The 21,584-nt window shown below is 71.7% G+C and carries 20 protein-coding genes; 7 read left to right on the top strand and 13 right to left on the bottom strand.

Features of this window, described 5'->3' with window-relative positions:
- Window positions 1-2: 2 nt before the first annotated feature.
- The 6 genes from FOF48_RS17475 to FOF48_RS17450 all read right to left on the bottom strand — a co-directional run bounded on the left by FOF48_RS17475 (window position 3) and on the right by FOF48_RS17450 (window position 4,709).
- Complete coding sequence (locus FOF48_RS17475; protein ID WP_143903100.1) at window positions 3-539, bottom strand: Uma2 family endonuclease; 537 nt, start codon at window positions 537-539, stop codon at window positions 3-5.
- A gap of 114 nt (window positions 540-653) precedes the next feature.
- Window positions 654-1,625: a hypothetical protein gene (locus FOF48_RS17470; RefSeq protein WP_143903098.1), complete on the bottom strand. Its 972-nt coding sequence runs from the start codon at window positions 1,623-1,625 to the stop codon at window positions 654-656.
- A 107-nt stretch (window positions 1,626-1,732) separates the two neighbouring features.
- Window positions 1,733-2,482, bottom strand: a complete 750-nt coding sequence (locus FOF48_RS17465; RefSeq protein ID WP_143903096.1) for a putative metal-binding motif-containing protein — start codon at window positions 2,480-2,482, stop codon at window positions 1,733-1,735.
- Window positions 2,483-2,606: 124 nt separating this feature from the next.
- Entirely contained in the window at window positions 2,607-3,251 is a 645-nt protein-coding gene (locus FOF48_RS17460; protein WP_143903094.1) for a hypothetical protein, read from the bottom strand.
- A gap of 118 nt (window positions 3,252-3,369) precedes the next feature.
- Window positions 3,370-3,975, bottom strand: coding sequence for a hypothetical protein (locus tag FOF48_RS17455; RefSeq protein ID WP_255442308.1), 606 nt, complete (start codon window positions 3,973-3,975; stop codon window positions 3,370-3,372).
- Window positions 3,972-4,709 (bottom strand): hypothetical protein, encoded by a 738-nt coding sequence (locus FOF48_RS17450; RefSeq protein ID WP_143903092.1) that lies wholly within the window; start codon window positions 4,707-4,709, stop codon window positions 3,972-3,974. Before FOF48_RS17450 ends, FOF48_RS17455 begins: the two co-directional genes overlap by 4 nt.
- A gap of 231 nt (window positions 4,710-4,940) precedes the next feature.
- On the opposite strand from FOF48_RS17450, the gene FOF48_RS17445 reads away from it, so the two are divergent.
- Both FOF48_RS17445 and FOF48_RS17440 read left to right on the top strand, forming a co-directional pair.
- The gene (locus tag FOF48_RS17445; RefSeq protein WP_143903090.1) at window positions 4,941-5,804 is read left to right on the top strand and encodes a deoxyribonuclease I; all 864 of its coding nucleotides are present in this window, start codon (window positions 4,941-4,943) and stop codon (window positions 5,802-5,804) included.
- A 6-nt stretch (window positions 5,805-5,810) separates the two neighbouring features.
- On the top strand, window positions 5,811-7,523 hold the full coding sequence (locus FOF48_RS17440) for a carboxypeptidase regulatory-like domain-containing protein (RefSeq protein ID WP_143903088.1): 1,713 nt from the start codon (window positions 5,811-5,813) through the stop codon (window positions 7,521-7,523).
- A gap of 96 nt (window positions 7,524-7,619) precedes the next feature.
- On the opposite strand, the gene FOF48_RS17435 is transcribed toward FOF48_RS17440, so the two are convergent.
- The 5 genes from FOF48_RS17435 to FOF48_RS17415 all read right to left on the bottom strand — a co-directional run bounded on the left by FOF48_RS17435 (window position 7,620) and on the right by FOF48_RS17415 (window position 11,491).
- Window positions 7,620-8,159, bottom strand: a complete 540-nt coding sequence (locus FOF48_RS17435; protein ID WP_143903087.1) for a MarR family transcriptional regulator — start codon at window positions 8,157-8,159, stop codon at window positions 7,620-7,622.
- 770 nt (window positions 8,160-8,929) lie between these two features.
- The gene (locus tag FOF48_RS17430) at window positions 8,930-9,562 is read right to left on the bottom strand and encodes an EcsC family protein (RefSeq protein WP_143903085.1); all 633 of its coding nucleotides are present in this window, start codon (window positions 9,560-9,562) and stop codon (window positions 8,930-8,932) included.
- 37 nt (window positions 9,563-9,599) lie between these two features.
- Complete coding sequence (locus tag FOF48_RS17425) at window positions 9,600-10,037, bottom strand: hypothetical protein (RefSeq protein ID WP_143903083.1); 438 nt, start codon at window positions 10,035-10,037, stop codon at window positions 9,600-9,602.
- Between the two features lie 116 nt (window positions 10,038-10,153).
- On the bottom strand, window positions 10,154-10,546 hold the full coding sequence (gene panD / locus FOF48_RS17420; protein ID WP_143903081.1) for an aspartate 1-decarboxylase: 393 nt from the start codon (window positions 10,544-10,546) through the stop codon (window positions 10,154-10,156).
- A gap of 99 nt (window positions 10,547-10,645) precedes the next feature.
- Window positions 10,646-11,491, bottom strand: coding sequence for an LEA type 2 family protein (locus tag FOF48_RS17415; RefSeq protein ID WP_143903079.1), 846 nt, complete (start codon window positions 11,489-11,491; stop codon window positions 10,646-10,648).
- Window positions 11,492-11,578: 87 nt separating this feature from the next.
- Between FOF48_RS17415 and FOF48_RS17410 the strand changes: the two genes are divergently transcribed.
- The 5 genes from FOF48_RS17410 (at window position 11,579) to FOF48_RS17390 (ending at window position 17,458) form a co-directional block, all read left to right on the top strand.
- Window positions 11,579-13,141: an alpha/beta hydrolase gene (locus FOF48_RS17410; protein ID WP_370456591.1), complete on the top strand. Its 1,563-nt coding sequence runs from the start codon at window positions 11,579-11,581 to the stop codon at window positions 13,139-13,141.
- A 15-nt stretch (window positions 13,142-13,156) separates the two neighbouring features.
- Window positions 13,157-13,891 (top strand): ATP-binding cassette domain-containing protein, encoded by a 735-nt coding sequence (locus FOF48_RS17405; protein ID WP_143903077.1) that lies wholly within the window; start codon window positions 13,157-13,159, stop codon window positions 13,889-13,891.
- A complete protein-coding gene (locus FOF48_RS17400) occupies window positions 13,888-15,060 on the top strand; it encodes an ABC transporter permease (RefSeq protein WP_143903075.1) in 1,173 nt (390 codons plus the stop codon). The genes FOF48_RS17405 and FOF48_RS17400 overlap by 4 nt, the downstream gene beginning before the upstream one ends.
- A gap of 94 nt (window positions 15,061-15,154) precedes the next feature.
- A complete protein-coding gene (locus FOF48_RS17395) occupies window positions 15,155-16,228 on the top strand; it encodes a DUF2804 domain-containing protein (RefSeq protein WP_143903073.1) in 1,074 nt (357 codons plus the stop codon).
- 144 nt (window positions 16,229-16,372) lie between these two features.
- Window positions 16,373-17,458, top strand: a complete 1,086-nt coding sequence (locus FOF48_RS17390; RefSeq protein ID WP_143903071.1) for a zinc ribbon domain-containing protein — start codon at window positions 16,373-16,375, stop codon at window positions 17,456-17,458.
- On the opposite strand, the gene FOF48_RS17385 is transcribed toward FOF48_RS17390, so the two are convergent.
- Together FOF48_RS17385 and FOF48_RS17380 are read right to left on the bottom strand one after the other, a co-directional pair.
- Window positions 17,450-18,808, bottom strand: coding sequence for a phosphoenolpyruvate kinase (locus FOF48_RS17385; RefSeq protein ID WP_186001953.1), 1,359 nt, complete (start codon window positions 18,806-18,808; stop codon window positions 17,450-17,452). The genes FOF48_RS17390 and FOF48_RS17385 overlap by 9 nt on opposite strands.
- 19 nt (window positions 18,809-18,827) lie before the next feature.
- On the bottom strand, window positions 18,828-21,380 hold the full coding sequence (locus tag FOF48_RS17380; protein ID WP_143903067.1) for a M1 family metallopeptidase: 2,553 nt from the start codon (window positions 21,378-21,380) through the stop codon (window positions 18,828-18,830).
- Window positions 21,381-21,584 lie beyond the last annotated feature (204 nt).

Genomic DNA, 21,584 nt, shown 5'->3' with positions numbered 1-21,584 from the left:
CCTCAGCCCTGCGTCCAGAACGGCGACAGCATCAGCTCCACGTTGCCGAAAGGGTCCGCGCGAACGCGCTCCTCATCCACGAAAGCGCGCTGCAACACCCAGCGCTCGTGGTCCTGGCGGAACACCTCCACCACGCGGTGCACCGGGTTGACGACCCATGCGTGGCCGATGCCGGCGCGGGCGTAGCGCGGCAGCTTGATGCCGAGGTCCAGCTTCGCGGTGGCGGGGGTCAGCACCTCGCAGACCCAATCCGGCGCGCGTTCGATGAAGGCGCCGGCATCCGCCGTCCGAGGCCGTCCCCCCACCCAGCCCGCGAGGTCCGGCACGAGCACATCCTGGCCCAGCAGCAGCCGGGGCTCCGCGGTCCACCACCAGCCCTCGGGTGCGCGTCCGAGCAGCGGCGTCAGGCCCTGCTTGCGCGCGATGGGGGGCGAGGAGACGTAGAGGATGCCATCGAGCGCCTCGCCCACCAGATAGTGCGGCAGCGTCCGCACCTCCTCGTGGGGGTCGAGCGTCCTGCGGGGAGCGGCGTGGCGCATGCGGAGGCCTCCGTGAGAGACCTCCACCGTAACGGGGGCACCGCTTCACGGCAGTGGGCCGCCAGGGAGGGAGACCATGTGCTGGTGGACGCAGGTACCTCCCCGCTGGGCGGGCTACTCGCGCTCCAGCACGAACCGGAAGGTCTCCGCTGACACGGGGCCGAACCGGAGCAGATGGATTTGATCGCCCGGCTCCGACGTGAACGTCACCGTGTGCGTGATGCCAGCGCAGATGGACCGCGCGGGCGCGAGCACCGACGGGACGGGCGCTCCACCCGCCGTGTCGTTCGTCACCGCCGTGGCCACCTCCTGGTCCAGGTAGAGCGTGACGTGCTCCGGGTTCTCCGGATCGGAGATGAAGCCGGTGTAGCCCCCGAAGCCCAGGTCCCCCGGGCGCAGGGTAACGGCGTAGCGCACGTGGCCGGTGTTCGTATCGGGAGGGAAGTCGAAGGGGGTGCGGCCCGCGGTGACGGACTCTGGCGTGTTGACGAGCGTGTGCGTGCACGCGTGTTCCAGCGCCGGGTCGCGCTCGCCGGTGGTGAAGTCCAGCGACACATCACCGCCCAGGCCCACCGTGGAGGGGGCCAGCGCGCGTCCCGCCGCGTCCCTCAGCGCGTCCAGCGCCAGGGCGTAGTGCGTGGAGACCTCCAGCGGCCGGGTGCTCTCCTCGGTGCGAGGCACGGTGACGGTGAGCGTGCGAGCCTCTTCGGACCAGGTGCCGGTGAGCACGCGGGCGGGCGCGGTGGTGTCCGTGCGGTCATGCAGCGTCACCTGGGCCGCGGTCGTGTCCATGGTGTCGCTGAAGGTGAGCGTCAGCACCTTGCGGAAGGCGATGAGCGGCTTCTCTCCAGATGTGTCCAGGTGCATCTCCAGCGGGTAGACGTCCTTGTCGCCTTCAGCGGGAAGGGAGGCGGTGACGGTGGCGCTGGACAGCGTCGTGCCCGCGTCGGGGTTCGTGCCCGCGTCGGGCTTCGTGCCCGCGTCGGAGCCCGCGTCCACCTCCGGGGCAGGGGGGGAGTCGACGCAGCCGGACAGCGTGAGGGTGGCGCAGGCGGTGAAAAGGAAGACGGCGGTGGAGAGGCGCATCGTGGGGAGTCCTTCGCGTGGAGAGAGGCCCGCGCTGGAGCACCCTTCCGAGGGAGGTGCTCCAGCGCGGGAGCGGACCGGTTCAGGTCCGCGTCAGCGGTCGGCGGTCAGCACTGCACTCCGTTGCAGTTGTCATCGATGCCGTTGCCGCAGATCTCCGTGGCGCCGGGGTTGATGCTGGCGCCGGAGCCCGGCGTGTCATCGCAGTCGAAGCGCTGCGTCGTGTAGCCGGAGGGCGGCGTGCAAGCGGTATAGACAGACACGGAGTTATTGCCGTACCCGTCGCCATCCGCGTCCTGGTAGTAGCGCGTGCGCGAGTCGTTGAGGAACTCCGGCACCACGGTGAGGGCGTTGCCCGCCGCGGGGCCCGTCGCGACGATGTACGTCGTACCCGCCGTCAGGTCATGCACGGACACGTGGGTGAGCGTGCAGCCGGAGGACGACACGGTGTGCCCCAGCGCGGCGGGCACCGTGGCGCTGGTGCCGCCGTTGATGACGGTGAAGGCCACGTTCTGCGTCCGGTAGAACGCGTACGAGCCGGTGGTGGCCGGTACGTACGTCACCGAGCCCTCCGCGCCGGACGGCAGCGCGAGGTCATAGGCCTTGTGCTTCGTGCTGATGGAGGGCGCGCTCGTCGAGCGCGTGGCGCCCGCCGTGAGCGACACGTGATCCGTCGGGTTGCTGGAGTGGACGCACGCGTGCGCCGTGATGCCCGTGCCCAGCGACGTGCAGCCCGCCTCCAACTCCTGCGAGTCCTGGGCCTCGAACAGGGCCTCGGGAGCCTCCTCCATCGGTCCGCAGGCCGTCAGGCCGAGCGCCCACAACGCGCCCAGCGCGATGCGCTTCTTCTTCAACATGGGTGATTCCTTTCGGGATGCCGGACGCGGGGTGCCAGGCGGCTTGAAGCCGCCGGTGCGCCCGGTGGTCCACTCATGCCTTAAATGAAACTGAGTTGCAATAATGGTCGTGCGAGTCAGGCCATCACTGGAGGTGTTCGATGACGAGCCCGAGCCCGGTGTTCGCGGTGGGTCCGAAGGTGACGGTGTATTGGACCTTGTCGGTCAGCTCGTAGCCGACCATCTGCTTCAGGCCGTCGCAGAACGGGCCGGTGGCCTGGGTGCCCACGGGCTCCAGGACGCGCTCGCCTTCCTTCACGGTGACGGGGATGTCGGGTGTGCTCAGGTAGAGGACGAAGTCGCCGGTGGCCCACGCCTTGAAACTGAAGGTGCCCACGGACAGTCCATGCTCCGGGCGCAGCTGGACGGTGTAGTGCGTGTGGAAGTCATCCACGCGCGGCTGCCGCTCCGGGGTGGCGGTGACGGTGGCGAAGGGACCGTTCGCGACGTGCCAGCAGGCGTGCGCGCCGTTGTCGCCGAAGTCGAAGCCGTCGCGCGGCACGTAGTGGGGGTCCGTCACGCACGACAGGCCCTGCTCGGTGGCCAGGTAGCCCCGGTCGCAGTGGCACCAGTCCGCGTCAGGCTCGCGGTGGAGGTGGCCGTGGGGCGCGCACGGGTCGGCCTGCTCCTGGGGTGTCTCATCCGGAGCGGGAGGGGCGGCGTCACCGCCACAGGCGGTCAGCGCCGCGACGCAACTGGCCAGGAGCAGGGGACGGAACGGGGAGCGCATGAAGGGCTTCCTCACCGGAGCGGTCAGGGTGATGGGGATGTCACGGAGCTGCAGGAGTGGCTGGATGGCGAAAGGGCCCGTGGACCTTGGAGGTGCCCACGGGCCCGGGTTCAGCGGCCTATTCGCCGGAGTGGCCTTCGTGCGCGGTCTCCTCGATGACGAGGAGGAACGAGTCGGACTGGGGAACGACGGCCGCGAAGTCCAGGCGGTAGTCGACGCCGCCCTCGAGGTCGGCGGTGACGGCGGTGCGCAGCGCGCCGCAGACCTCGCGCGGGATGGTGTAGCGGCACTCGAGTCCGACCTCCTCGTGGGTGGCGGCGTTGACGACGCGGAGGGCGCGGTAGGCGGACGTGAGGAAGGCGTACTCGGTGGACTCCTCGGGCGTGAAGATGAGGGAGCCCGCGTAGCCGAGCGTCCACTTCTTGAAGGTGATGGCCGGGAGCCTGACGTTGTACGCGGTGTGTTCGACGCTCACGTCCACGAAGGACGGGCCGCCGAAGGGCGCCGCGGTGACGGACTCGAAGGGGCCGTATTCGGCGTGGGTGCAGGAGTGCTCGGCGACCTCCGCGAGCGCCTCCGTGTCCTGGCAGGCGGCGAGCAGCTCCGACTGCTGGGTGACGGGGGCCTGGGGCTCGGGAGCGGGCTGCTCGGTGGGGCCACAGCCGGCGAGCAGGAGGACGGCTCCAGCGGCCAGCAGGGCACGGGAAGACAGGTGCTGCGTCATGGGGTGACTCCTTGGAGGGGTGCTGCGGGTGAGGGCTGGGGGCGGTCCGGGCGCAGGACGAGCCACGGGACGCGCACCTCGCCCGAGGGCAGGTGCTCGGGCGGAAGCTGGAGGTGGGCGCTGTCGGCGCTGGGGGTGAGCTCCGAGGTCCGTGCCCACGCGTCGCGGAACGACGCCTCGTCCGGGAAGGTGACGCGCGTCAGACAGCCGGCGGCGTAACAGCGGGCAGGCTCCGCCTGGAGGGTCCGCACGTCCTGATGGATGCGGGCCTGCCACGCGTCCAGCGCGGCGCGCGCTCCCCGGGTCCAGGGCTCCGTGCTGACGCCGGACGCGGTGAGCTCCGCGAGCACCGCGTCACGGCGGGCCTGGGCGCTGGGATGGTCCGCGCGCAGGGCCGCCACCAGCCGCAGGCGTGTGTCGGGCAGCACGCGGCGCGCACGGCCCCGCAGCTCTGGCTGGAGCGGTCCTTGGGTCGCCAGCGCCGCGTCGAGGAACGCCTCCGGTGAGGGTTCGGCTCCTTGGGTGGTGGACGTGGGCTCTTGCGCGGACAGGTCCGCGGGCGGAGCCGTCCGTACCCCTCGGGAATCAGGCGGGGCAGGCGCGGTCCGCCGGGAGCTGACCGACGCGGTGGGGACGGTCTCGAGGTGGACCGCCACGGGCCGGTGGAGCCAGGCCAGCGCGATGCACGACAGCACCACCCCCGTGCCCCCGACACTCCAGACGATGCGGCTCATGGCGTCCCCTCAAGACGCACCTGTGGCGGTGCGTGGGCCGCCACGCCTTCCCGCGAGCGGCCCGGGATAGATGCCACAAAGAGTCAAATGCAATCAAGTTGCGTTTAATGAGGGAGTGTCCAGGAGTGGGAGCCATGGGGGCCTGGAGTCCATGAAGGAAAGCCGCTCCAGCCACCCGGGTTTGTCGTAGATGGGGCGCCATTCACCCCGCAGGCCCCGAGGTGCCGTGAAATGAGAGGGTCGTCCTTCGTGTCGCGTGTGCTGGTGTTGACGGTGCTGGTGCTCCCCGCGTTGGCGCAGGCGGGTTCCTATCTGCGGGTGGTGAGCTGGAACCTGCGTCACGAGGGATGGGCGGCGGAGCAGACGTACCTGGATGACGCGCGGCAGATCTGGAACCAGTTCGGTTCGAACAGCACGTCGAACAACGGCTGTGACCTGGTGTTCCTTCAGGAGGTGATGAGCACGGCGGCGGCGCAGGCCATCGCGCAGAACCTGACGCAGGTGTCGGGGGTGGCGTGGACGGCGGTGGTGACGCCGCTCCTCGGGCGTTCGTCCTACAAGGAGTCGTACGCGGTGCTGTACCGGACGGACACGGTGTCGCTGCTGTCCTCCACGGTGTGGAACGACACGGCGGATCTGTTCGAGCGCGAGCCGCAGGTGGTGAAGGTGCGCCACCTGAACACGGGCGCGGACTACACGTTCCTCAACTGGCACACGGTGTGGGGCACGGCGGCGGACCGTCAGCTGGAGGCGCAGGCCATCGACGACGTGTTTACGGCCGTGCAGTCCGACAGCAGCACCGACCAGGACGTCATCCTGGTGGGCGACCACAACATGCCCTGCACGCATGCGTCCTGGAGCCAGCTGAAGGCCGTGTCACCCGCGGTGACGTGCAAGCTGGACGTGCCCACCACGCTGAACACGTCCGGGGGCTTCGCCAACGCGTATGACCATTTCTGGATGCAGGACGCCTACGTGACGGAGTTCTCCAGCACGGGCCGCGACTACATCGCGGATACGAAGGACTACGTCACCCGGCTGTCGGACCACGCGCCGGTGTGGCTGTCCCTGTACTCCACCAGCGACACGGACTGACGCCACATGCGCCTGAAGCGGATCCTGGCCGGGGTGCTGGCCGTCGTGCTCCTGGGCGTGGCGTGGTGGGCGGTGTCCAGCACGGCGTCCGCACCTCGCCTGTCGCCATCACCGCCGCCCCTGTCCTCGCGTGACGGGGACGCGGTCGTGCCCGAGGCCGTTCCCCCGGTCGAGGTCGCGGACGCGGGCCTGCGGCTGACGGCGACGCTCATGGGGGCGCATCCGTTCAGCGGGGATGCGCGAGTGGGGGCGGCGTTCATCTCGGACGAGGATCGCGGGTGGTGGGAGGAGGAGGGGCGTCGGCGTTTCGCGCGCACGGGGCCCTCGCGGCTGGAGGAGCTGGCCAACGTGCGGGAGTGGGTGAAGGCCCCTGTCATCGCATCCGAGCAGGGAGGCAGGGTCGGGCCAGTGGAGGTCCCGTCCGCGCCGCGCTACCTGCTGGCCGCCTTCGAGCCAGACGGGACGATCTGGTGGGCGGACCACATGCCCGCCACGCAGCCGGTGACGGGGACGGTGGACCTGGGGGTGCTGCGTGAGCAGCGCCCCACGGGCGTGCGCGTGCGGCTGGAAGGCGCGCGGGACGTTCAGGGGACCTTCTCCGTCCGGCTCCAACGCGTCGTGGAGCCTGCGGAGGTGGAGCAGGCCAGCGCCCTGTTGTCCGTGCTGGCGATGGCGGCGCCGGAGCTGATGCACGCCGTCCAGAATGATGACTTCATCCCGCTGGTGACGGATGGGGAGACGCGACTGGCGCCGCTGCCGCCGGACCGGTCGCTGCGTTTGTGGTTGCGCGCGCCGTCGGGAAAGCGGGGCCTGCCGGTGGAGGTGCCCCTGCGCGAGGGCTCCGTGGAGCCGGTGTCGCTCGACGTGGCGAAGGTGTTCCCCGAAGGGGTGGGAGGCTCGGTCACGCTGCGGGGCCGGGTGCTGTTGGGCAGCGGCGCGCGTCCCCTGGGGCCCGCGGTGTTGATTCGAGACGACGGCGAGCAGGTCCGGGTGGATGCGGACGGGCGCTTCACGATGCAGGGCGTGCCGACCTGGAAGCAGACCGCCTTCTCGGTGCGGCGGGAGCAGGAAGAGGAGGCGGGGCGGCCCGTAGCGCCTTCCATCTGGGACTTTGGTTTCTCGCCAGCGGTGGCGATGCAGGGAACGGTGGACGTGGAATGGCGTGTGCCGGCGTACCAGTGGCTGGTCCTGCGGATGGATGGCTTCACGCGGGCACAACTGAAGGAGCGCTCCCTGCCGCTCTATCCGGTGTACCTGCTGGAGCGTCGTGACGAGCGGGGCGGGTGGAGCGAAGTGACCACGCAGGAGTTCATCCCCGAGGGTGACAGCGTCGCGGTGTCCCTGACGGAGCCCGGCACGTACCGGATCCAGGTGGCGTCGTCGCCATATGCGTCGCGTCCGAGCTCCGTGGCACGGATGGGAGAAGGGGATGGAGACGTGGAGGTGAGCCTTTCGCCAGAAGGCACTTCCGGGGCCTCCTGCGAGGTCCACGTCACCCGCCAGGGCCTACCGGTGTCCGGAGCGCGGGTGACCGCGAGCGGGAGGGCCCGCTCGATGCCACCCGTCCACGGGGAGACGGACACCGCGGGACGATGGCGGCTGGGGCCCGTGCGGTCCGAGCTCCTCCTGCTGTGGGTGCAGGGCGCGGAAGGCGAGTCCTGGGAGGGCGATGGCGCGGAGGCGTGCCGCCGGTCGGGCGTCGTCGAGGTGGCGCTGTAGTCCCTCACCGTTTAGCGCCAGCCGTGACCCGCATCCCAGGCGAGCCCGCGGTCTGGAGCGCGCGGACCCGGCGCGGCCCAGGGGCGTCGTCGTCCGTCAGGCGGCCGAAGCCGTTAGAAGTTCGTCGCTGGGCGGGCTGGGCTCGGAGGCCTCTTCGCCGGCTTCCTCGGCGGCGCGGGCCTGGACGGTCAGGGCCTGCACCCACAGCTCCAGGATGTCCATCAGCGCGCTGCGCGTCTCGCCCTGGAGCGGCGACAGCAGCTTCGCCATGCGCTCCCGCACCTGGGCGTCGGTCTCTTCCGCGAGCGCACGGCCCGTGTCAGTGAGGCGCACGCGCACGCGCCGGCGGTCGTGCCGCACCGAGCGCTCCCGGCGCACGAGGCCGCCCTGTTCCAGGCGATCCACCAGCCGGCTCAGGCGGGGCATGGCGAGCCCTCCCAGGCGCATGGCGAGCACGCCCACGGGTAGCAGGCTCTCCGAGCGCAGCCACCAGAGGGCCTGGAGTTCCAGGGGCTCCCAGTGGGGATGGGTCAGGGCCGCCAGGGGGCTTGCCAGCGCGCCGCAACGGGCCGCGTCGACAAGGAGGTTCCGCCACCGTGCCACCTGCACGCGCACATCCACTGAAAGCTCCGTCATTCCACCCCTCCATCCCGTGGGCGCGAATCCGCGTCCGGCCTCGCATGGGGCGCCCAGGGCATCCCGCGGGCTTCCATCCCGCGAAGAGTCCAACGGGAATACGCGACGGGAATATCGCCCTGGTTGCTGACCTGATTATTTCCCGCCGCCGCCCGGGCTCAGCGGAAGGTCACGGCCCCAAAGGAGCCCCCGTCGGCGGAGCAGGCGAGGTGGTGGGGAAATACCGCCCACAGCCTCCCGCCCGCGCTTCAGGCGAGCGAAGCCGGGGGCGGGACTGGGGACCTCCAGCGGGATGGGTCGTCTTCCCTCCACCCGAAGGACCCGGTCACGCACGCTGACGAAGACGTGACCTTGAAAGACGGCCATCGAGTGCGCCCGTCCGAAGCCGGACAGGCCCCGGGGCTTCCCCAGGTGCGGTGTCGTTTCCAGGCCTTGCCGTCGTGGATCAGCAGGCGGTTGCAGTCCACTTCGCAGGTGGGCTCGAAGGGCAGGGCGGTGGTGAGCCGGTCCACGACGTGTTCGAAGCCCTTCGTCAGTTGCTGGAGGAGGGGTGGTTTCGCGGGCCGGGGTCGCTTCGCGCAGCCACGCGTGGAGGCCCTCGTCAGCGAAGGCGCTCTCCAGTCCCCGGAACGCGCAGGCGTGTGTGTCGTCGTGGAACGGGGACAGGGCCCCGCTCTCCTTGAGGAGGGCGGTATCTGCTTCCTTGAGCCGCGACGCGGCGGCCCCTGGCGATGACATGAACGCTGTCCATCGCGGGGCGCGGCCGATGCTCAGCTCCCGCTCGCCTTGCGCTGGGCGGACCGGGCCTTGGCGTGTGCCTTGTCGAAGCCTTCGTAGAAGCGCACGGCCTGCTCACCCACCATCTGGATGTGCTGGTTGTTGAGGTAGGCCGTGATGGGCGCCGCGACCAGCGGCATGGCCCGGCCCAGCGTGGACATGCCGCCCTTGTGCAGCAGCAGCGCGGCGAGCTTCCCCAGCACCTTCGGCCCCGAGCGGTGCAGCGGCCCCAGCCCGTTCGCGTAGCCGAACAGGTCCAGCAGCTCCCCCCTCGCGCGCTCCGTCTTGAGGTTCGCCTTGTAGAGCGTGGCCACGTCCGTCAGCAGGACGAGCTGCAGATACGCCATGAACGTCAGGTCCGCGGGCAGCGAGATGAGCCCGAACACCCCGCTCACGCCGCCCACCATCCCCGCCAGGCTCTTCTTCTCATCCACCAGCCGCTGCGCCAGCTCCTTGGTCGTCGCGGACGGGTAGCGCTTCTCCAGCGCCGCCACGCGCACGCGCGCCCGACCAATCTCCCCCTGGATGAGGTCCGACAGGCGCAGCGCCCCCAGCTTCTTCAGCTCCGCCGGGGACAGCTTCTTCATGAAGCCCAGCCGCTCCGTCACGCTGTCGTAGAAGGCCATGTCCTTCTCCTTGGGCCGCGCTCGCGGCCTGTCGTCTCTAGTAACCCCGCTCGGCCAGATACAGGTCCACCAGCGCGCCCTCTTCGTACCAGGCGTGCCGCATCTCCGACTTGAACCACCGCGAGTCCGGGCGCGCCTGCCGCACCTCCAGCTTCACCCGGTTGGGCCCCGTGTCGATGACCGCCGCGCGCGCCTTGCACGCCGCGCCGGGCTCGTCGCCGTAGCCACCCTCCAGGCACACCTCGTCGCCCACCGCCAGGCGCCGCGTGTACTCGCTGGCCAGATAGAGCGCGTCGTCGCAGCCGCCGCGCACCGACGCCTTCCCCAGCGCCGCGCAGCGGTCCTGCGAGGGCGCGCGGATGACGGGCACGTTCGAACTCACCGCGTCCTCGTCGTTGGGGTCACGCTGATACGGGCCCACCGACTTGCACCCCACCACCGCCAGGGCCAGCAGGCCCGCCCACGTCCACCTCATCGCGTCGTCTCCTCCGGGACGCGGGTTCCTTCCGCGCGTCCGCTCCAACAGGGAAAGAGCGGGAAGCATGGCAGACACGATGGGAGGCGGCAAAAGGTGCCGGAGCGCCCCGCGCCCTAGGCGATACGGCGCGCGGGCCCGGGGATTTCCTCGGTGATGCCGGGAACCGCCCGGTTCTTGCCGTCCACGAACACCACCTTGGGCTTCCAGTGGGCGAGCTCCGACTCCTCGACCTCCGCGAAGGTGGCCAGGATGACCAGGTCGCCCGGCTGGTTCAGGTGCGCCGCGGCGCCGTTGATGCAGATGACTCCGCTGCCGGACTCGCCCTCCAGGGCGTACGTCTCCAGCCGGGTGCCGCGCGTGACGTTCCACACCGCGACCTTCTCGAACGGCAGGATGTCCGCCGCCTTCAGCAGGTCTCGGTCGATGGTCACCGAACCTTCGTAGTCGAGGTCGGCCTGGGTCACCGTCGCGCGGTGGATCTTGGACTTGAAGAGAATGCGGCGCATGGGGGCCCTCGGGAAGCGGCGCAACCGTAACGGCTCCCCTGGCCGGGGACAACATCCCCGGTGGCCCATGCACCGCCTGCCTCCCTGCATGCCCTCCGGCTACTTCGTGAAATTCACGAGCTGGCTGAGGTTCAAGGGGACGGACTGCGCGTCCGACGTCAGGTTGCCCGTCAGGCTCACCTGCGCGTTGCCCCCCGAACGCAGGGCCATGGCCGCGGACGCGGCGCTCGCGAAGTGGATGGTCAACGGCAGCGTCACCTGCTTCGTCCCGCTGCCGTCCAGCGTGCCCAGGTTGCCCGTGGACAGGTTGCCCACGTTCGCGCCCGCCACCTTCAGCGCCCCGGTGATGCCCGCCACCGGCAGGGGGAAGCTGTTGCGGTTGGTGATGGCCAGGGGGAACTCCACCGTGGCCCCGCTCAGCGTGACGTTCGTGATGCGCGGCGCCTGGAACTGCACCTGGGGAATCTTGGGGATGGGGAACGTGCCTTCCTTCTCCAAGGGGAACCGGATGACGCCGATGGGCGTCTGCACCCCGATGCTGCCCTGGGCCTTGAAGCTGGCCGCGTCCTTGTCCAGGAACGTGGTCACCACCGGCGCGATGTCCGCGAACTTCACGTTGGCGGGGAAGACCAGCTCGCTCTTGCCGTTGGACTTGAGGTTGAGGCCGCTCCGGGGCTTGCCGGCGACCAGCTGCTTGCCCTCCACGAAGAAGGCGTAGTCCACCGACGCCAGCTTCAGCCCCAGGCTGTTGGGATTGTCCAACTCATACACCAGGTCGACCGTGGCGTCGGACAGGGACGCGTCCGCCAGCCGGGCCGTCTTGAAGTGCAGCGTGGGCTTCTTGAAGGCTCCGTTGAGCAGGCTCTGCAGCGCGGCGCAGCCGCTGAGCGTGGTGAGCGACAGGGCGAACAGGACCAGGAACGCGCGTTTCTTCATGGTGGGCATGGGCGTAGCAGAGGACGCCCCACGTTCGCGCGGATTCAATCGCGCGCGGCGGGGCCTCGGCGGGTGCACCTTCGGCACTCCAATGGTATGCGGCCAGCAGGACTCCCCCGTGCAGGAGGTTGGCCCGCCGTGACAGGTGGCACTTTGTCTCACCCCCCCGCCATCCCACAGGCCCCCCGCCCGGGGAGCTGGCTCGCGCTGGCGGTGGTGGCGGCGCTGTCCCTGGCGGGCTGTTCCCGGTCGCCCAGCGCGGAGGCCGGGCCGGTGCGGCGGATGGCCCTGACGCCGTGCCGGCTGGACGGGGTGGCCGCGCAGACGCTGTGCGGCACGCTGGAGGTCTTCGAGGACCGGGCCCGGGCGCAGGGGCGCAAGCTGTCGCTGCGCGTGGTGGTGGTGCCAGCGCTCGCGTCGCAGCCCAAGGAGGATCCGCTGTTCTTCCTCGCGGGCGGCCCCGGACAGGCGGCGTCGCGCACGCGCATCCTGCCCGCGCTGGAGCGCATCCGGCGTCAGCGCGACATCGTCTTCGTGGACCAGCGGGGCACGGGGGATTCGCACCCGCTGGATTGCGAGGCGCTCAATCCCTCGCGCGCGTCGCTGGCGGAGCGCTTCGAGGACCGCGAGGACGCGGACGTCATCCCCCAGTGCAGGAAGGGCTGGGACGCGGATGAGCGGCTCTACACCACGTCCATCGCCATGGATGACCTGGACGACGTGCGCGCGGCGCTGGGCTACGCGAAGGTGAACCTGTGGGGCATCTCCTACGGGACGCGCGCGGCGCTGGTGTACATGCGCCAGCACCCGGACCACGTGCGCACCGCCATCCTGGATGGCGTCGCCCCCATGGGGCAGTACCTGCCGCTGTACGCCGCGCGCGATGGCCAGCGCGCCCTGGACCTGCTGCTGGACGCGTGCACGAAGGACTCCGTCTGCGCGACGGCGTACCCGGACCTCCGGGCCCGCACGGAGGCGCTGCTCGCGAAGCTGGAGGCCACCCCCGCGAAGGTGCGCCTGCCGCACCCGCGCACGGGCGTGCCGGAGGGCTTCACCCTCACCCGGCGCGTCTTCCTGTCGGAGCTCTTCTCGCTGCTCTACAGCCCGGACGTCGCGTCGCTGGTGCCGCTGATGCTGGACCGCGCGGCGAAGGACGACTGGGCGCCCTTCGTGGCGCTGTCGCTGGGCCTCACCGACGAGGTCGCGCGCACCACCAGCCGGGGCATGTTCATGGCGGTGGTGTGCGCGGAGGACGCGCCCTTCTTCACGGAGGAGGACGCCGAGCGCGAGGCGAAGGGCACCTGGTTCGGCCCGCGCATGGCGCTGGACGTGAAGCGGGCCTGCGCGAAGTGGCCCCAGGCGAACGTGCCGAAGGGCTTCCGCGACCCGGTGACGTCGGACATCCCCACGCTGCTGTTGTCCGGGGAGCTGGATCCGGTGACGCCGCCCGCCTGGGGCGAGGAGGCGAAGCGCACCCTGTCTCGCAGCCTGCACGTGGTGGTGCCGGGGCTGGGGCACAACACGGTGGGCGCGGACTGCGCGCGCACGCTGATGGCGGAGGTGCTCGCGCGCGGCGGCGTGGAGGGCCTGACGCCCGACTGTGGGGCGGGCCTGAAGCGGCCGCCCTTCTTCACCTCCTTCGCGGGCCCCGTGCCTTGAGGAACCCCAGGCGCCATGATTGAAGCCAGGAACCTGCACAAGCGCTTCGGCGCCGTGACGGCGGTGCACGACGTGTCCTTCACCGCGGAGGACGGCGTCATCACCGGCCTGCTGGGCCCCAACGGCGCCGGCAAGACGACGACGCTGCGCATGCTCTACACGCTGGTGCGCCCCGACGGCGGCACCGCCACCGTGGACGGCGTGGACGTGGCCCAACGGCCGGAGGTGGCCCGCCGCGCCCTGGGCGTGCTGCCCGACGCGCGCGGGCTCTACCCTCGCCTCACCGCGCGCGAGCACGCCCGGTACTTCGGGGAGCTGCACGGGCTGTCCGGCGCCGCGCTGGACGCGCGCGTGGAGGAGCTGGTGGAGCTCCTGGACATGAAGGAGATCGCGGACCGGCGCACGGAGGGCTTCAGCCAGGGCGAGCGCGTGAAGGTCGCGCTGGCGCGCGCGCTGGTGCATGGCCCGCGCAACGTGCTGCTGGACGAGCCCACCAACGGGCTGGACGTGATGGCCACGCGGTCGGTGCGCACGCTGCTGCGCAAGCTGAAGGCGCAGGGCTGCTGCGTGGTGTTCTCCAGCCACGTGATGCAGGAGGTGGCCGCGCTGTGTGACCGCATCGTGGTGGTGGCGCGCGGGCGGGTGGTGGCGGACGGGACGGCGGACGCGCTCCGCGCGAGCACTGGCAAGGACAGCCTGGAGGAAGCCTTCGTGAGCGTGATTGGCAGCGAGCAGGGGTTGCGCGAATGAGGGGGCAGGTCGGGACGGTGCTGCGCAAGGAGGTGCGCGACCACCTGCGGGACCGGCGCACGCTGGGCTCCGCGGTGATGTGGCCGCTGTTGGGCCCGCTCGTGTTCCTGGTGATGTTCAACATGATGGCCTCCTGGTACCGGCAGGACCGGCCGCTGGAGGTGCCGGTGGTGGGCCGCGAGCACGCGCCCAGCCTGATGGCCTTCCTGGAGCGCTACGGCGCGAAGCTGTCGGAGGCGCCGAAGGACTACGAGGCGCTGGTGCAGGCCGGCACGCTGGACCTGGTGCTGGTGGTGCCGGAGGACTACTCACGGGACTTCGCCCGGGGGCACACCGCCGCGGTGCGGCTGGTGATGGACAGCTCGCGCAACAAGGCGCGCCAGTCCGTGCAGCGCGCGCAGCGGATGCTGGCGGCGTATGCGCAACAGATGGGCAACCAGCGCCTGTTCGCGCGGGGCGTGTCCCCGGAGCTGGCGGAGCCGGTGCGCGTGGACGAGCTGGACCTGTCCACGCCGGAGCGCACCGCGGCCACGGTGCTCACCACCATCCCCCTGTTCCTGGTGATGGCGGCGTTCGCGGGCGGCATGCAGCTGGCCAGCGACACCATGGCGGGCGAGCGCGAGCGCGGCTCGCTGGAGCCCCTGCTGCTCAACCCCGCCCCGCGCGGCGCGCTGGTGGCGGGCAAGTGGCTGGCCACGTGCGCCATGGCGGCCACGGGGGTGGTGTTGTGTCTCGTGGGCTACTTCCTGGTGGTGAAGCGCGTGCCGCTGGAGGACCTGGGCGTGCGCGCCCGGTTCGACGCGCCCGCCGCGCTGGGCATGCTCGCCGCGGTGCTGCCGCTGGTGCTGGCCGCGTCCGCCGTGCAGATGTGGGTGTCCACCTATGCGCGGTCGTTCAAGGAAGCACAGACGTACCTGTCGCTCCTGATGGTGCTGCCCACGCTGCCCGGGATGATGCTCGCCCTGTCGCCCATCCAGACGCGGACGTGGATGTTCGCGGTGCCGGTGCTGGGGCAGGAGCTGCTCGCGGGCGAGGTGATGCGCGGCGAGTCCCTGGGCCCGGTGCCCTTCGTGCTCGCGCTCCTGTCCTGCGTGGGGGTGTCAGCGGTGGCCCTGCGCTTCACCACGCGCTTGCTCTCCCAGGAGCGCATCATCTTCGGACGGAGCTAGCAGGCAGGCACGCGCGCGTCGACTGTCGCCGGGGCGCCGCATGCGCAGCATGTTCTCGTGACAGGGGCGGCGAAGTGCCGTCCAATGTTTCGAGATGACACCCGAGCGAGAACAAGAATCCCTGCTGCCCTTCGCCCCGGCCTCGGTGGCCTCCACGCAAGGAGAGCCCCGGTTCGGGACGTACCAGGGGGAGCTGCCCGAGGTGGACCTGCCGCGCCTGCTGGGGAAGTGGGCGCCGGGGCGCGCCACGCGCCTGCTCAAGCGCAAGCGCTGGCACTACACCTTCGTCGCCACGCAGGAGGTGGCGGCCCTCTTCGCGGTGGTGGACCTGGGCTACACGGCCAACGCCTTCGCGGTGGCGGTGGACCTCCAGGAGATGAAGCCCCTGTGCGACGTGAGCTTCCTGGGGGTCCCCGGGCCGCTCGCGGAGGTGAGCGACAAGCCGGGGGCGGGGCTGGTCGCGGCCTTCCGCACGCTGGGCGGGCGCATGTCCGTCAAGCGCGGCGCCGCCGACGAGCGCTACCAGGTGGAGGTGGACGTCAGCCGCATGCGCACGCAGTCGCTCCAGAGCTTCCAGTGGAACGGCGAGCTGCTGGTGGCGGGCGGCCCGCCGGCCCTCACCGTCATCGCGCCGGTGGAGGGGGACGGGCTGGTCAACGTCACCCAGAAGCGCAGCGGCCTGCTGGCCTTCGGGAGCCTGGAGGCGGGCGGCAAGCGCTTCCGGCTGGATGGCGGCGTGGGTGGCATGGACTACACGCAGGGCTACCTGGCGCGGCACACCGCGTGGCGCTGGGCCTTCGCGGCCGGGCGGCTCCCGGATGGCACGCCCGTGGGCCTCAACCTCGTGGAGGGCTTCAACGAGGGCGTCACCGAAGCCAACGAGAACGCCATCTGGCTGGGGGACCGGCTCTATCCCGTGGGGCGCGCGCGCTTCGACTACGACGCGAAGGAGCTCCTGGACCCGTGGCATCTGACGACGGCGGACGGCGCGGTGGACCTGCGCTTCAAGCCCATCTACGTGCACCGCGATGAGCGCAACCTGCGCCTCGTGGTGAGCCACTTCGCCCAGCCGGTGGGCTTCTTCGAAGGCACCCTGCGCGTGGCTGGCCAGGAGCTGCGGCTGTCCAATGTCCCGGGCGTCACCGAGGACCAGGACATGCTCTGGTAGCAGGGCCCCGCGCGGCCTGTCCCGCCAGGAAGCGGCCGTGCGTGCGAAGGCCGTGGAGCCCCGGACGCGGCGCGATGGTTCATGGATGCGGCGGGGGCGCGGTGTAGGCTTCGCGCTCTGTTCGTCAGAGGAGGACTCCGCGCCATGTCCTGCCCGCACTGTGGTCAGCCGCTCCCTGAAGGCCTGTCGTCGCGGACGTGTCCCCACTGCGGCCGGGACGTGACGCGGACCGGGGACGCGCCCGAGTCACCCGTCATGGACGACGTGGCGGACAAGGCCCAGCGGGCGGCGGACTCGGCGGGCCGCGCGGTGCGCACCGTGCTGGATGATCCCCGGCTGCGCGAGCGGCTGCCGGGGGGCTCGCTGCCGCTGCTGGGCGCGGGGCTGGTCGCGGCGGCGGTGCTGGTGCCGGTGCTGCCCTTCGTCGGTGGAGGGCTGGGCCTGTCGTGGGCGGCGTTGATGCTGGTGGCCAGCGGCATGCTGGGCGCGCGCGAGTGGAGCGCCGCGGGCCGCGCGCTGCCGCCCGCGCTGGCCCCGGTGGTGAAGTGGGCCGAGCACCCGGCGTTCCTGCCCCTGTTCACGGCGCTCACCGTGACGCAGGCCTTCCTGTCGCTGGAGCTGGGCGTGGCGCCCCTCCTGTGGGTGCTGGCGGCGGTGGTGCTGGGCTCGGTGCAATGGCGGGCGTTCCGCGCCTCGCCCATGGGGGAGGCGTCGCTGCCCCGGCGGCCCGGGGAGGTGCGGCTGAAGCGGTGGGTGTTCGCGGGCGTGGCCGCGTGCGCGCTGGGGATGCTCCTGCCGTGGAGCGCGTCGTGGACCGGCTCGCTGGTGCCCACCGCCCGCATGGAGCGCCAGCGCGACATCACCATCGACAACAACTTCGCCTGGGACATCCAGGAGCACCACACGTGGAAGTTCAACACGCTGGTGTTCCCGGCCTCCACGCCCGGCGCGGGCACCGGGCGGGGCCGCCTGGGCGCGACGGGCGTGGTGCTGGGGCTCCTGGCGTTGGGCGTGCTGGCGTCCGTGCGGCGCGCGCGGGAGGCGGTGCCCTCCGCGCTGCCGGCGCTGCTCGCGGGCCTCATCACCCTCTGGGCCCTGACGGGCCTGTCCGCGCGGCCGGGACCGTGGCTGTTCCTGCTGGGCATCCTCGCGGTGGACGTGGCCGTCGCGCGCGAGGGGCTGGGGCCCCGGAGGGAGGCGCCTCCTCCGGAGCCGCCCGCGTCAGCGTGACCGCGCGGCGCGGCCCTGGACAATGGCGCGGAAGGAGCGGCTGTGCAGCTCCTCCAGCGTCAGGCCGCTGCCCCGGGCCTCCTCTTCGGTGAGCGCGCCGCACGCGAGGCCGCGCAGGAAGAAGTTGAGCAGGCCCTGGCCGGTGGCGGCGTCGTCGAACACGTCCCCCAGCAGGGTGGCCTGGGCGGCCTTGTCCACGAAGGCCTTGAGCCGCTGGGACGCCGGCTCCAGGCCCTCCAGGAAGAAGGCGTAGACGGCGGCATAGCGCACGGGCAGCTGGGCGGGGTGCAGGTCCCAGCCCTGGTAGTACGCGCGCTCCAGCGAGTGCCGCGTGTGCCGGTAGGCCACCTGCCACGCGCGGTGCACGGCGTCGGTGTTCTCCCGCTGCTGCGTGGGGAGCAGCGGCGCATCCCCCTGCTTGCGGTGCGGACCCACGGGCATGACGTTGGTGGCGCCGTCGGACAGGCGCACGCCGCTGCCCGCGAGCAGCACCTGCACGGTGTCGCGCAGGTGGTCGCAGGCGGGGTGGAGCATGCTCTGCGCGTGCGCGCTGACGTCCAGCGCGGCGGTGTAGTCGTAGACGCCCAGGTGCACGTGGGAGCAGCGGCCCTCGCCCGCCTCCACGAGCGAGCGCAGGTGGGGCCGGCCCCGCGCGTCGAAGAGGGCCTGGGGCGTCTCCACCATCAGCTCCAGCGCCAGCGCGCCGGAGGGCAGGTGGTGGGCTGACTCCAGCCCCGACAGCAGGTGGGCCAGGGCGGTCACCTGTTCGGGCACCGTGACCTTGGGCAGGGTGACGACGAAGGAGGGCGGCAGCCTGCCACCGGATTGCTCCAGCAGCGCGGTGACGAAGAGGTCCAGGGTGCGCGAGGCGCGGGCGTACAGCTCCTCGGTGAAGGACTTCACGCGGATGCCGATGAACGGGGGCAGCGCGCCCTGCTCCAGGCCGCGGGCCAGCTCCGTGGCGGCGGAGACGGCGTGGGCGTCCTCCTCCGCGTCGGGGCGGTGGCCGTAGCCGTCCTCGAAGTCGATGCGGAAGTCCTCCACGGGTTCGCGCTGGAGCTTGTCCATGACGCGGGCGTGGACGCGCTGGGCGAAGGCGCCGCGCTGGGGCAGGCCCAGGCCGTGGGCCAGGGCGGCCCCGTCGGGCGCGTACTCGCGGAGGGCCGCGAGCGCCAGGTCCCCCATCTTCCGCGCGGTGCCGGCGCGGAAGAGGTGGGCGCCGCCGTACACGGTGTGCACGGGCTGGCGCCGGGAGGCGTCGCCCGGGTACGCGTGGCTGAAGGCCACGTTGGCGCGGCGCAGGGCTTCGCGGGAGGCGGCGGAGGCTTCGGGCGTGAGCGAGGTCTTCATGATGGCGCGCCGGATATCATCACGGCTGGCGCTTCAGCCACGCGGCCACCTCCGGGGCCACGCGCTCGCGCAGCGCCACGTCCTGCGACAGCCGCTCCAGCGTCTGCGCGGTGGCCTGCTGCGCCTCCGGGATCGGGTTCGCGTGGAGCAGCGCCTTCACCTGCTCCAGGTGCTCGCGCGTGCGCAAGAGGCCCAGGCCCTCCACCACCCGGCGCAGCAGCATGGGGGCCGCGCCCGTGCGCGTCACCAGGTCCTGCCAGCGCTTCTGGAGCTGCTCCCACCACGCGTCGCGCCCGGCGCGGTTGCCCAGGAGGCCCGTCGCGAAGCTCGCCACGTCCTGCGTCTTCACCGTCTCCGAGAACAACAGCGCCTGCGCCCGCGCCGTCAGCTTCGGGTCCTCGAAGGACGTGAGCGCCATCAGGTAGCGGCGCTGCGTCGCGGGGTCCGGCTCCTTGGGCATCCGCCGCGACAGGTCGTCGAAGAGCGCCGCGTCGCCCGCGCGCGCCACCATGCCCACCGCCGTGTCCAGCAGGTTGGCGTCCAGCGCGGACTTGTCCCCCTGGAGCATCCGCGCCACCAGCGGCCGGGCCTGGGCCAGCACCTCCGGACTGCGCGCCAGGCCGCCCACCGCGCGCACCAGCGCCGCGCGGCGCAGCCGCACCCGGTCCGGCTCGCCCTTCGCGGACTGCCAGCCCAGCTTCTTCAGGCCGCCGCCGAGCAGCTGCTCCACCCACCGGCGGAAGCGCTCCTGGTCCGCGCCCTCCGTCAGCCGGTTCTCGATGTACCCGAGCCGCCCGACCAGCTCGTCCAGCACCGCCTCGTCCTCCTCGTCCCCGAAGCGCGCCGCCAGGTCCAGCAGGTCCGCCACCGGCGCCTGCCCCGCGCGCACCAGCGCCCACGTGTCCGCGAGCAGCGAGATGCGCTCCGACGGCGCCAGCGTCCCCAGGTTCGCTGCCAGCCGGTCCAGCGCCGGCTTCTCGTACGCCACCCGGTAGAAGCCCGTGGAGCCGCCGTTGGCGCACAGCCACTTCACCTCGCCCGCGCCGTCCAGCGTCACCGTCGTCCGCGCGTCGCGCAAGAGCACGCGCTGCTCACGCACGCCCGCGCCGTCCTCGAACCGGAGCACCATGGGCACCGGCCACGTCTCCGCGCTCTTCACCCCGGGCTCCGAATAGAAGCGCCGCTGCGACAGCGACACCTGGCGCCCCTCCACCTTCACCGCCACCAGCGGGAAGCCGCTCTGGCCAATCCACGCCGTGGCCAGCTCCGACACCGGCTGCTTCGCCGCCTCACCCAGCGCGTTCCACAGGTCGTCCTTCACCGCGTTCGCGCGCGCGTGCTTGCGCATGTACAGCCGGATGCCTTCGCGGAAGGGGCCCTCGCCCAGGAACCCTTCAATCATCCGCAGCACCGCGCCGCCCTTCTCGTAGGTGATGGCGTCGAAGCTCTCCCCCGCCTCGCCCGCGTTGCGCACCTCGCCGTGGATGGGGTGCGTGGACTTGAGCGCGTCCAGCGCCAGGGCGCTGGCGCGGTGCGAGTCGAAGTCCAGCCACATGCGCCACTCCGGCCGCCACTGGTCGACAATCTTGAACGCCATCCACGTGGCGAACGCCTCGTTGAGCCAGAGGTCGTCCCACCACACCATCGTCACCCAGTTGCCAAACCACTGGTGCGCCAGCTCGTGCGTCACCACCTCCGCCACGCGCTTCTGCACGGACAGGGGCGCGGTGGCCGGGTCCAGCAGCAGCGCCACCTCCCGGTAGGTGATGAGGCCGGCGTTCTCCATCGCGCCCGCCTCGAAGTCCGGGATGCCCACCTGGTCCACCTTGCCAAAGGCATACGGCAGCCCGAAGTAGTCCTGCAGCCGGGGCAGCACCTGCAGCGCCACGTCCTGGCCGAACTTCGCCAGGTGCGCCTTCTCCGGCAGCGCCCACGTGCGCACCGGCACCCCCTGCGCCTGCTCCTCCGGCGTGCCCACCAGCGGGCCCACCACCAGCGCGACCAGGTACGAGCTGAGCAGCTCCGTCTCCTGGAACGTCACCTTGCGCAGGGCGCCGTCCGCCTCGTCCTTCACCACCTTGCCGTTGCCCAGCACCGTGTGGCCCGGCGGCACGCGCACCGTGAGCGCCCAGCGGGCCTTGAAGGCGGGCTCGTCGAAGCAGGGGAACAGGCGCCGCGCGTCCGCGGCCTCGAACTGCGTCGCGGCCACCTGGCCCGCCGCGTACAGCCCGCGCAGGCCGTCGCTGAAGTGCCCCGTCCACAGCACGTCCAGCGTGGCGCTCCCCACGGGCAGGGGCGCGTCGAACGTGAGCACCACCGTCTCGCTCACCGGGGCGACGCGCTTGGACGCGGGCTTGCGGGTGTCCTTGCCGGCGCGGAAGGTGACGTCGCCCAGCTCCAGCGCGTTGGCGTGGAGGATGATCTCCGTGGTGGGCTGGGACAGCTCCAGCTCCACGCGCTGCTCGCCCGTGAAGGTGCGCCCCTCCAGGTCCAGGGTCACCGTCGCCGAGTAGCGGCGCGGGCGGAGGGAGGTGGGCAGGCGGAAGTTCTTGTCGTCGGTCGGATGCGCCATAGGGGCGGCAATCTAGCGCCGGCCGCGCCTTGTGCTCGTGCTCCATTTCCCAGTGTCCGCCGCTTCACGGGGTCACGCCCCGGCTGGCAGGGGCCCCACGGCCCCGAGTGGACCCGGCTCGCGCGGGACGGCGCCCACCGCGTGGAAGACGTCAGGCCCAGGCCCGGTGGCCCCGGATGGAGCGCCCATGTGGCGCCATACATC

The organism is Corallococcus sp. Z5C101001, from assembly GCF_007352635.1.
Taxonomy (GTDB): Bacteria; Myxococcota; Myxococcia; order Myxococcales; family Myxococcaceae; genus Corallococcus; species Corallococcus silvisoli.
This window is presented reverse-complemented; position numbering and strand designations above follow the sequence as displayed.

Excerpts from the sequence above, each read along its gene's own strand:
- FOF48_RS17475 (WP_143903100.1), bottom strand. The coding sequence starts at position 539 with ATGCGCCACGCCGCTCCCCGCAGGACGCTCGACCCCCACGAGGAGGTG.
- FOF48_RS17470 (WP_143903098.1), bottom strand. The coding sequence starts at position 1,625 with ATGCGCCTCTCCACCGCCGTCTTCCTTTTCACCGCCTGCGCCACCCTC.
- FOF48_RS17465 (WP_143903096.1), bottom strand. The coding sequence starts at position 2,482 with ATGTTGAAGAAGAAGCGCATCGCGCTGGGCGCGTTGTGGGCGCTCGGC.
- FOF48_RS17460 (WP_143903094.1), bottom strand. The coding sequence starts at position 3,251 with ATGCGCTCCCCGTTCCGTCCCCTGCTCCTGGCCAGTTGCGTCGCGGCG.
- FOF48_RS17455 (WP_255442308.1), bottom strand. The coding sequence starts at position 3,975 with ATGACGCAGCACCTGTCTTCCCGTGCCCTGCTGGCCGCTGGAGCCGTC.
- FOF48_RS17450 (WP_143903092.1), bottom strand. The coding sequence starts at position 4,709 with ATGAGCCGCATCGTCTGGAGTGTCGGGGGCACGGGGGTGGTGCTGTCG.
- FOF48_RS17445 (WP_143903090.1), top strand. The coding sequence starts at position 4,941 with ATGAGAGGGTCGTCCTTCGTGTCGCGTGTGCTGGTGTTGACGGTGCTG.
- FOF48_RS17440 (WP_143903088.1), top strand. The coding sequence starts at position 5,811 with ATGCGCCTGAAGCGGATCCTGGCCGGGGTGCTGGCCGTCGTGCTCCTG.
- FOF48_RS17435 (WP_143903087.1), bottom strand. The coding sequence starts at position 8,159 with ATGACGGAGCTTTCAGTGGATGTGCGCGTGCAGGTGGCACGGTGGCGG.
- FOF48_RS17430 (WP_143903085.1), bottom strand. The coding sequence starts at position 9,562 with ATGGCCTTCTACGACAGCGTGACGGAGCGGCTGGGCTTCATGAAGAAG.
- FOF48_RS17425 (WP_143903083.1), bottom strand. The coding sequence starts at position 10,037 with ATGAGGTGGACGTGGGCGGGCCTGCTGGCCCTGGCGGTGGTGGGGTGC.
- panD (WP_143903081.1), bottom strand. The coding sequence starts at position 10,546 with ATGCGCCGCATTCTCTTCAAGTCCAAGATCCACCGCGCGACGGTGACC.
- FOF48_RS17415 (WP_143903079.1), bottom strand. The coding sequence starts at position 11,491 with ATGCCCACCATGAAGAAACGCGCGTTCCTGGTCCTGTTCGCCCTGTCG.
- FOF48_RS17410 (WP_370456591.1), top strand. The coding sequence starts at position 11,579 with ATGCGGCCAGCAGGACTCCCCCGTGCAGGAGGTTGGCCCGCCGTGACA.
- FOF48_RS17405 (WP_143903077.1), top strand. The coding sequence starts at position 13,157 with ATGATTGAAGCCAGGAACCTGCACAAGCGCTTCGGCGCCGTGACGGCG.
- FOF48_RS17400 (WP_143903075.1), top strand. The coding sequence starts at position 13,888 with ATGAGGGGGCAGGTCGGGACGGTGCTGCGCAAGGAGGTGCGCGACCAC.
- FOF48_RS17395 (WP_143903073.1), top strand. The coding sequence starts at position 15,155 with ATGACACCCGAGCGAGAACAAGAATCCCTGCTGCCCTTCGCCCCGGCC.
- FOF48_RS17390 (WP_143903071.1), top strand. The coding sequence starts at position 16,373 with ATGTCCTGCCCGCACTGTGGTCAGCCGCTCCCTGAAGGCCTGTCGTCG.
- FOF48_RS17385 (WP_186001953.1), bottom strand. The coding sequence starts at position 18,808 with ATGAAGACCTCGCTCACGCCCGAAGCCTCCGCCGCCTCCCGCGAAGCC.
- FOF48_RS17380 (WP_143903067.1), bottom strand. The coding sequence starts at position 21,380 with ATGGCGCATCCGACCGACGACAAGAACTTCCGCCTGCCCACCTCCCTC.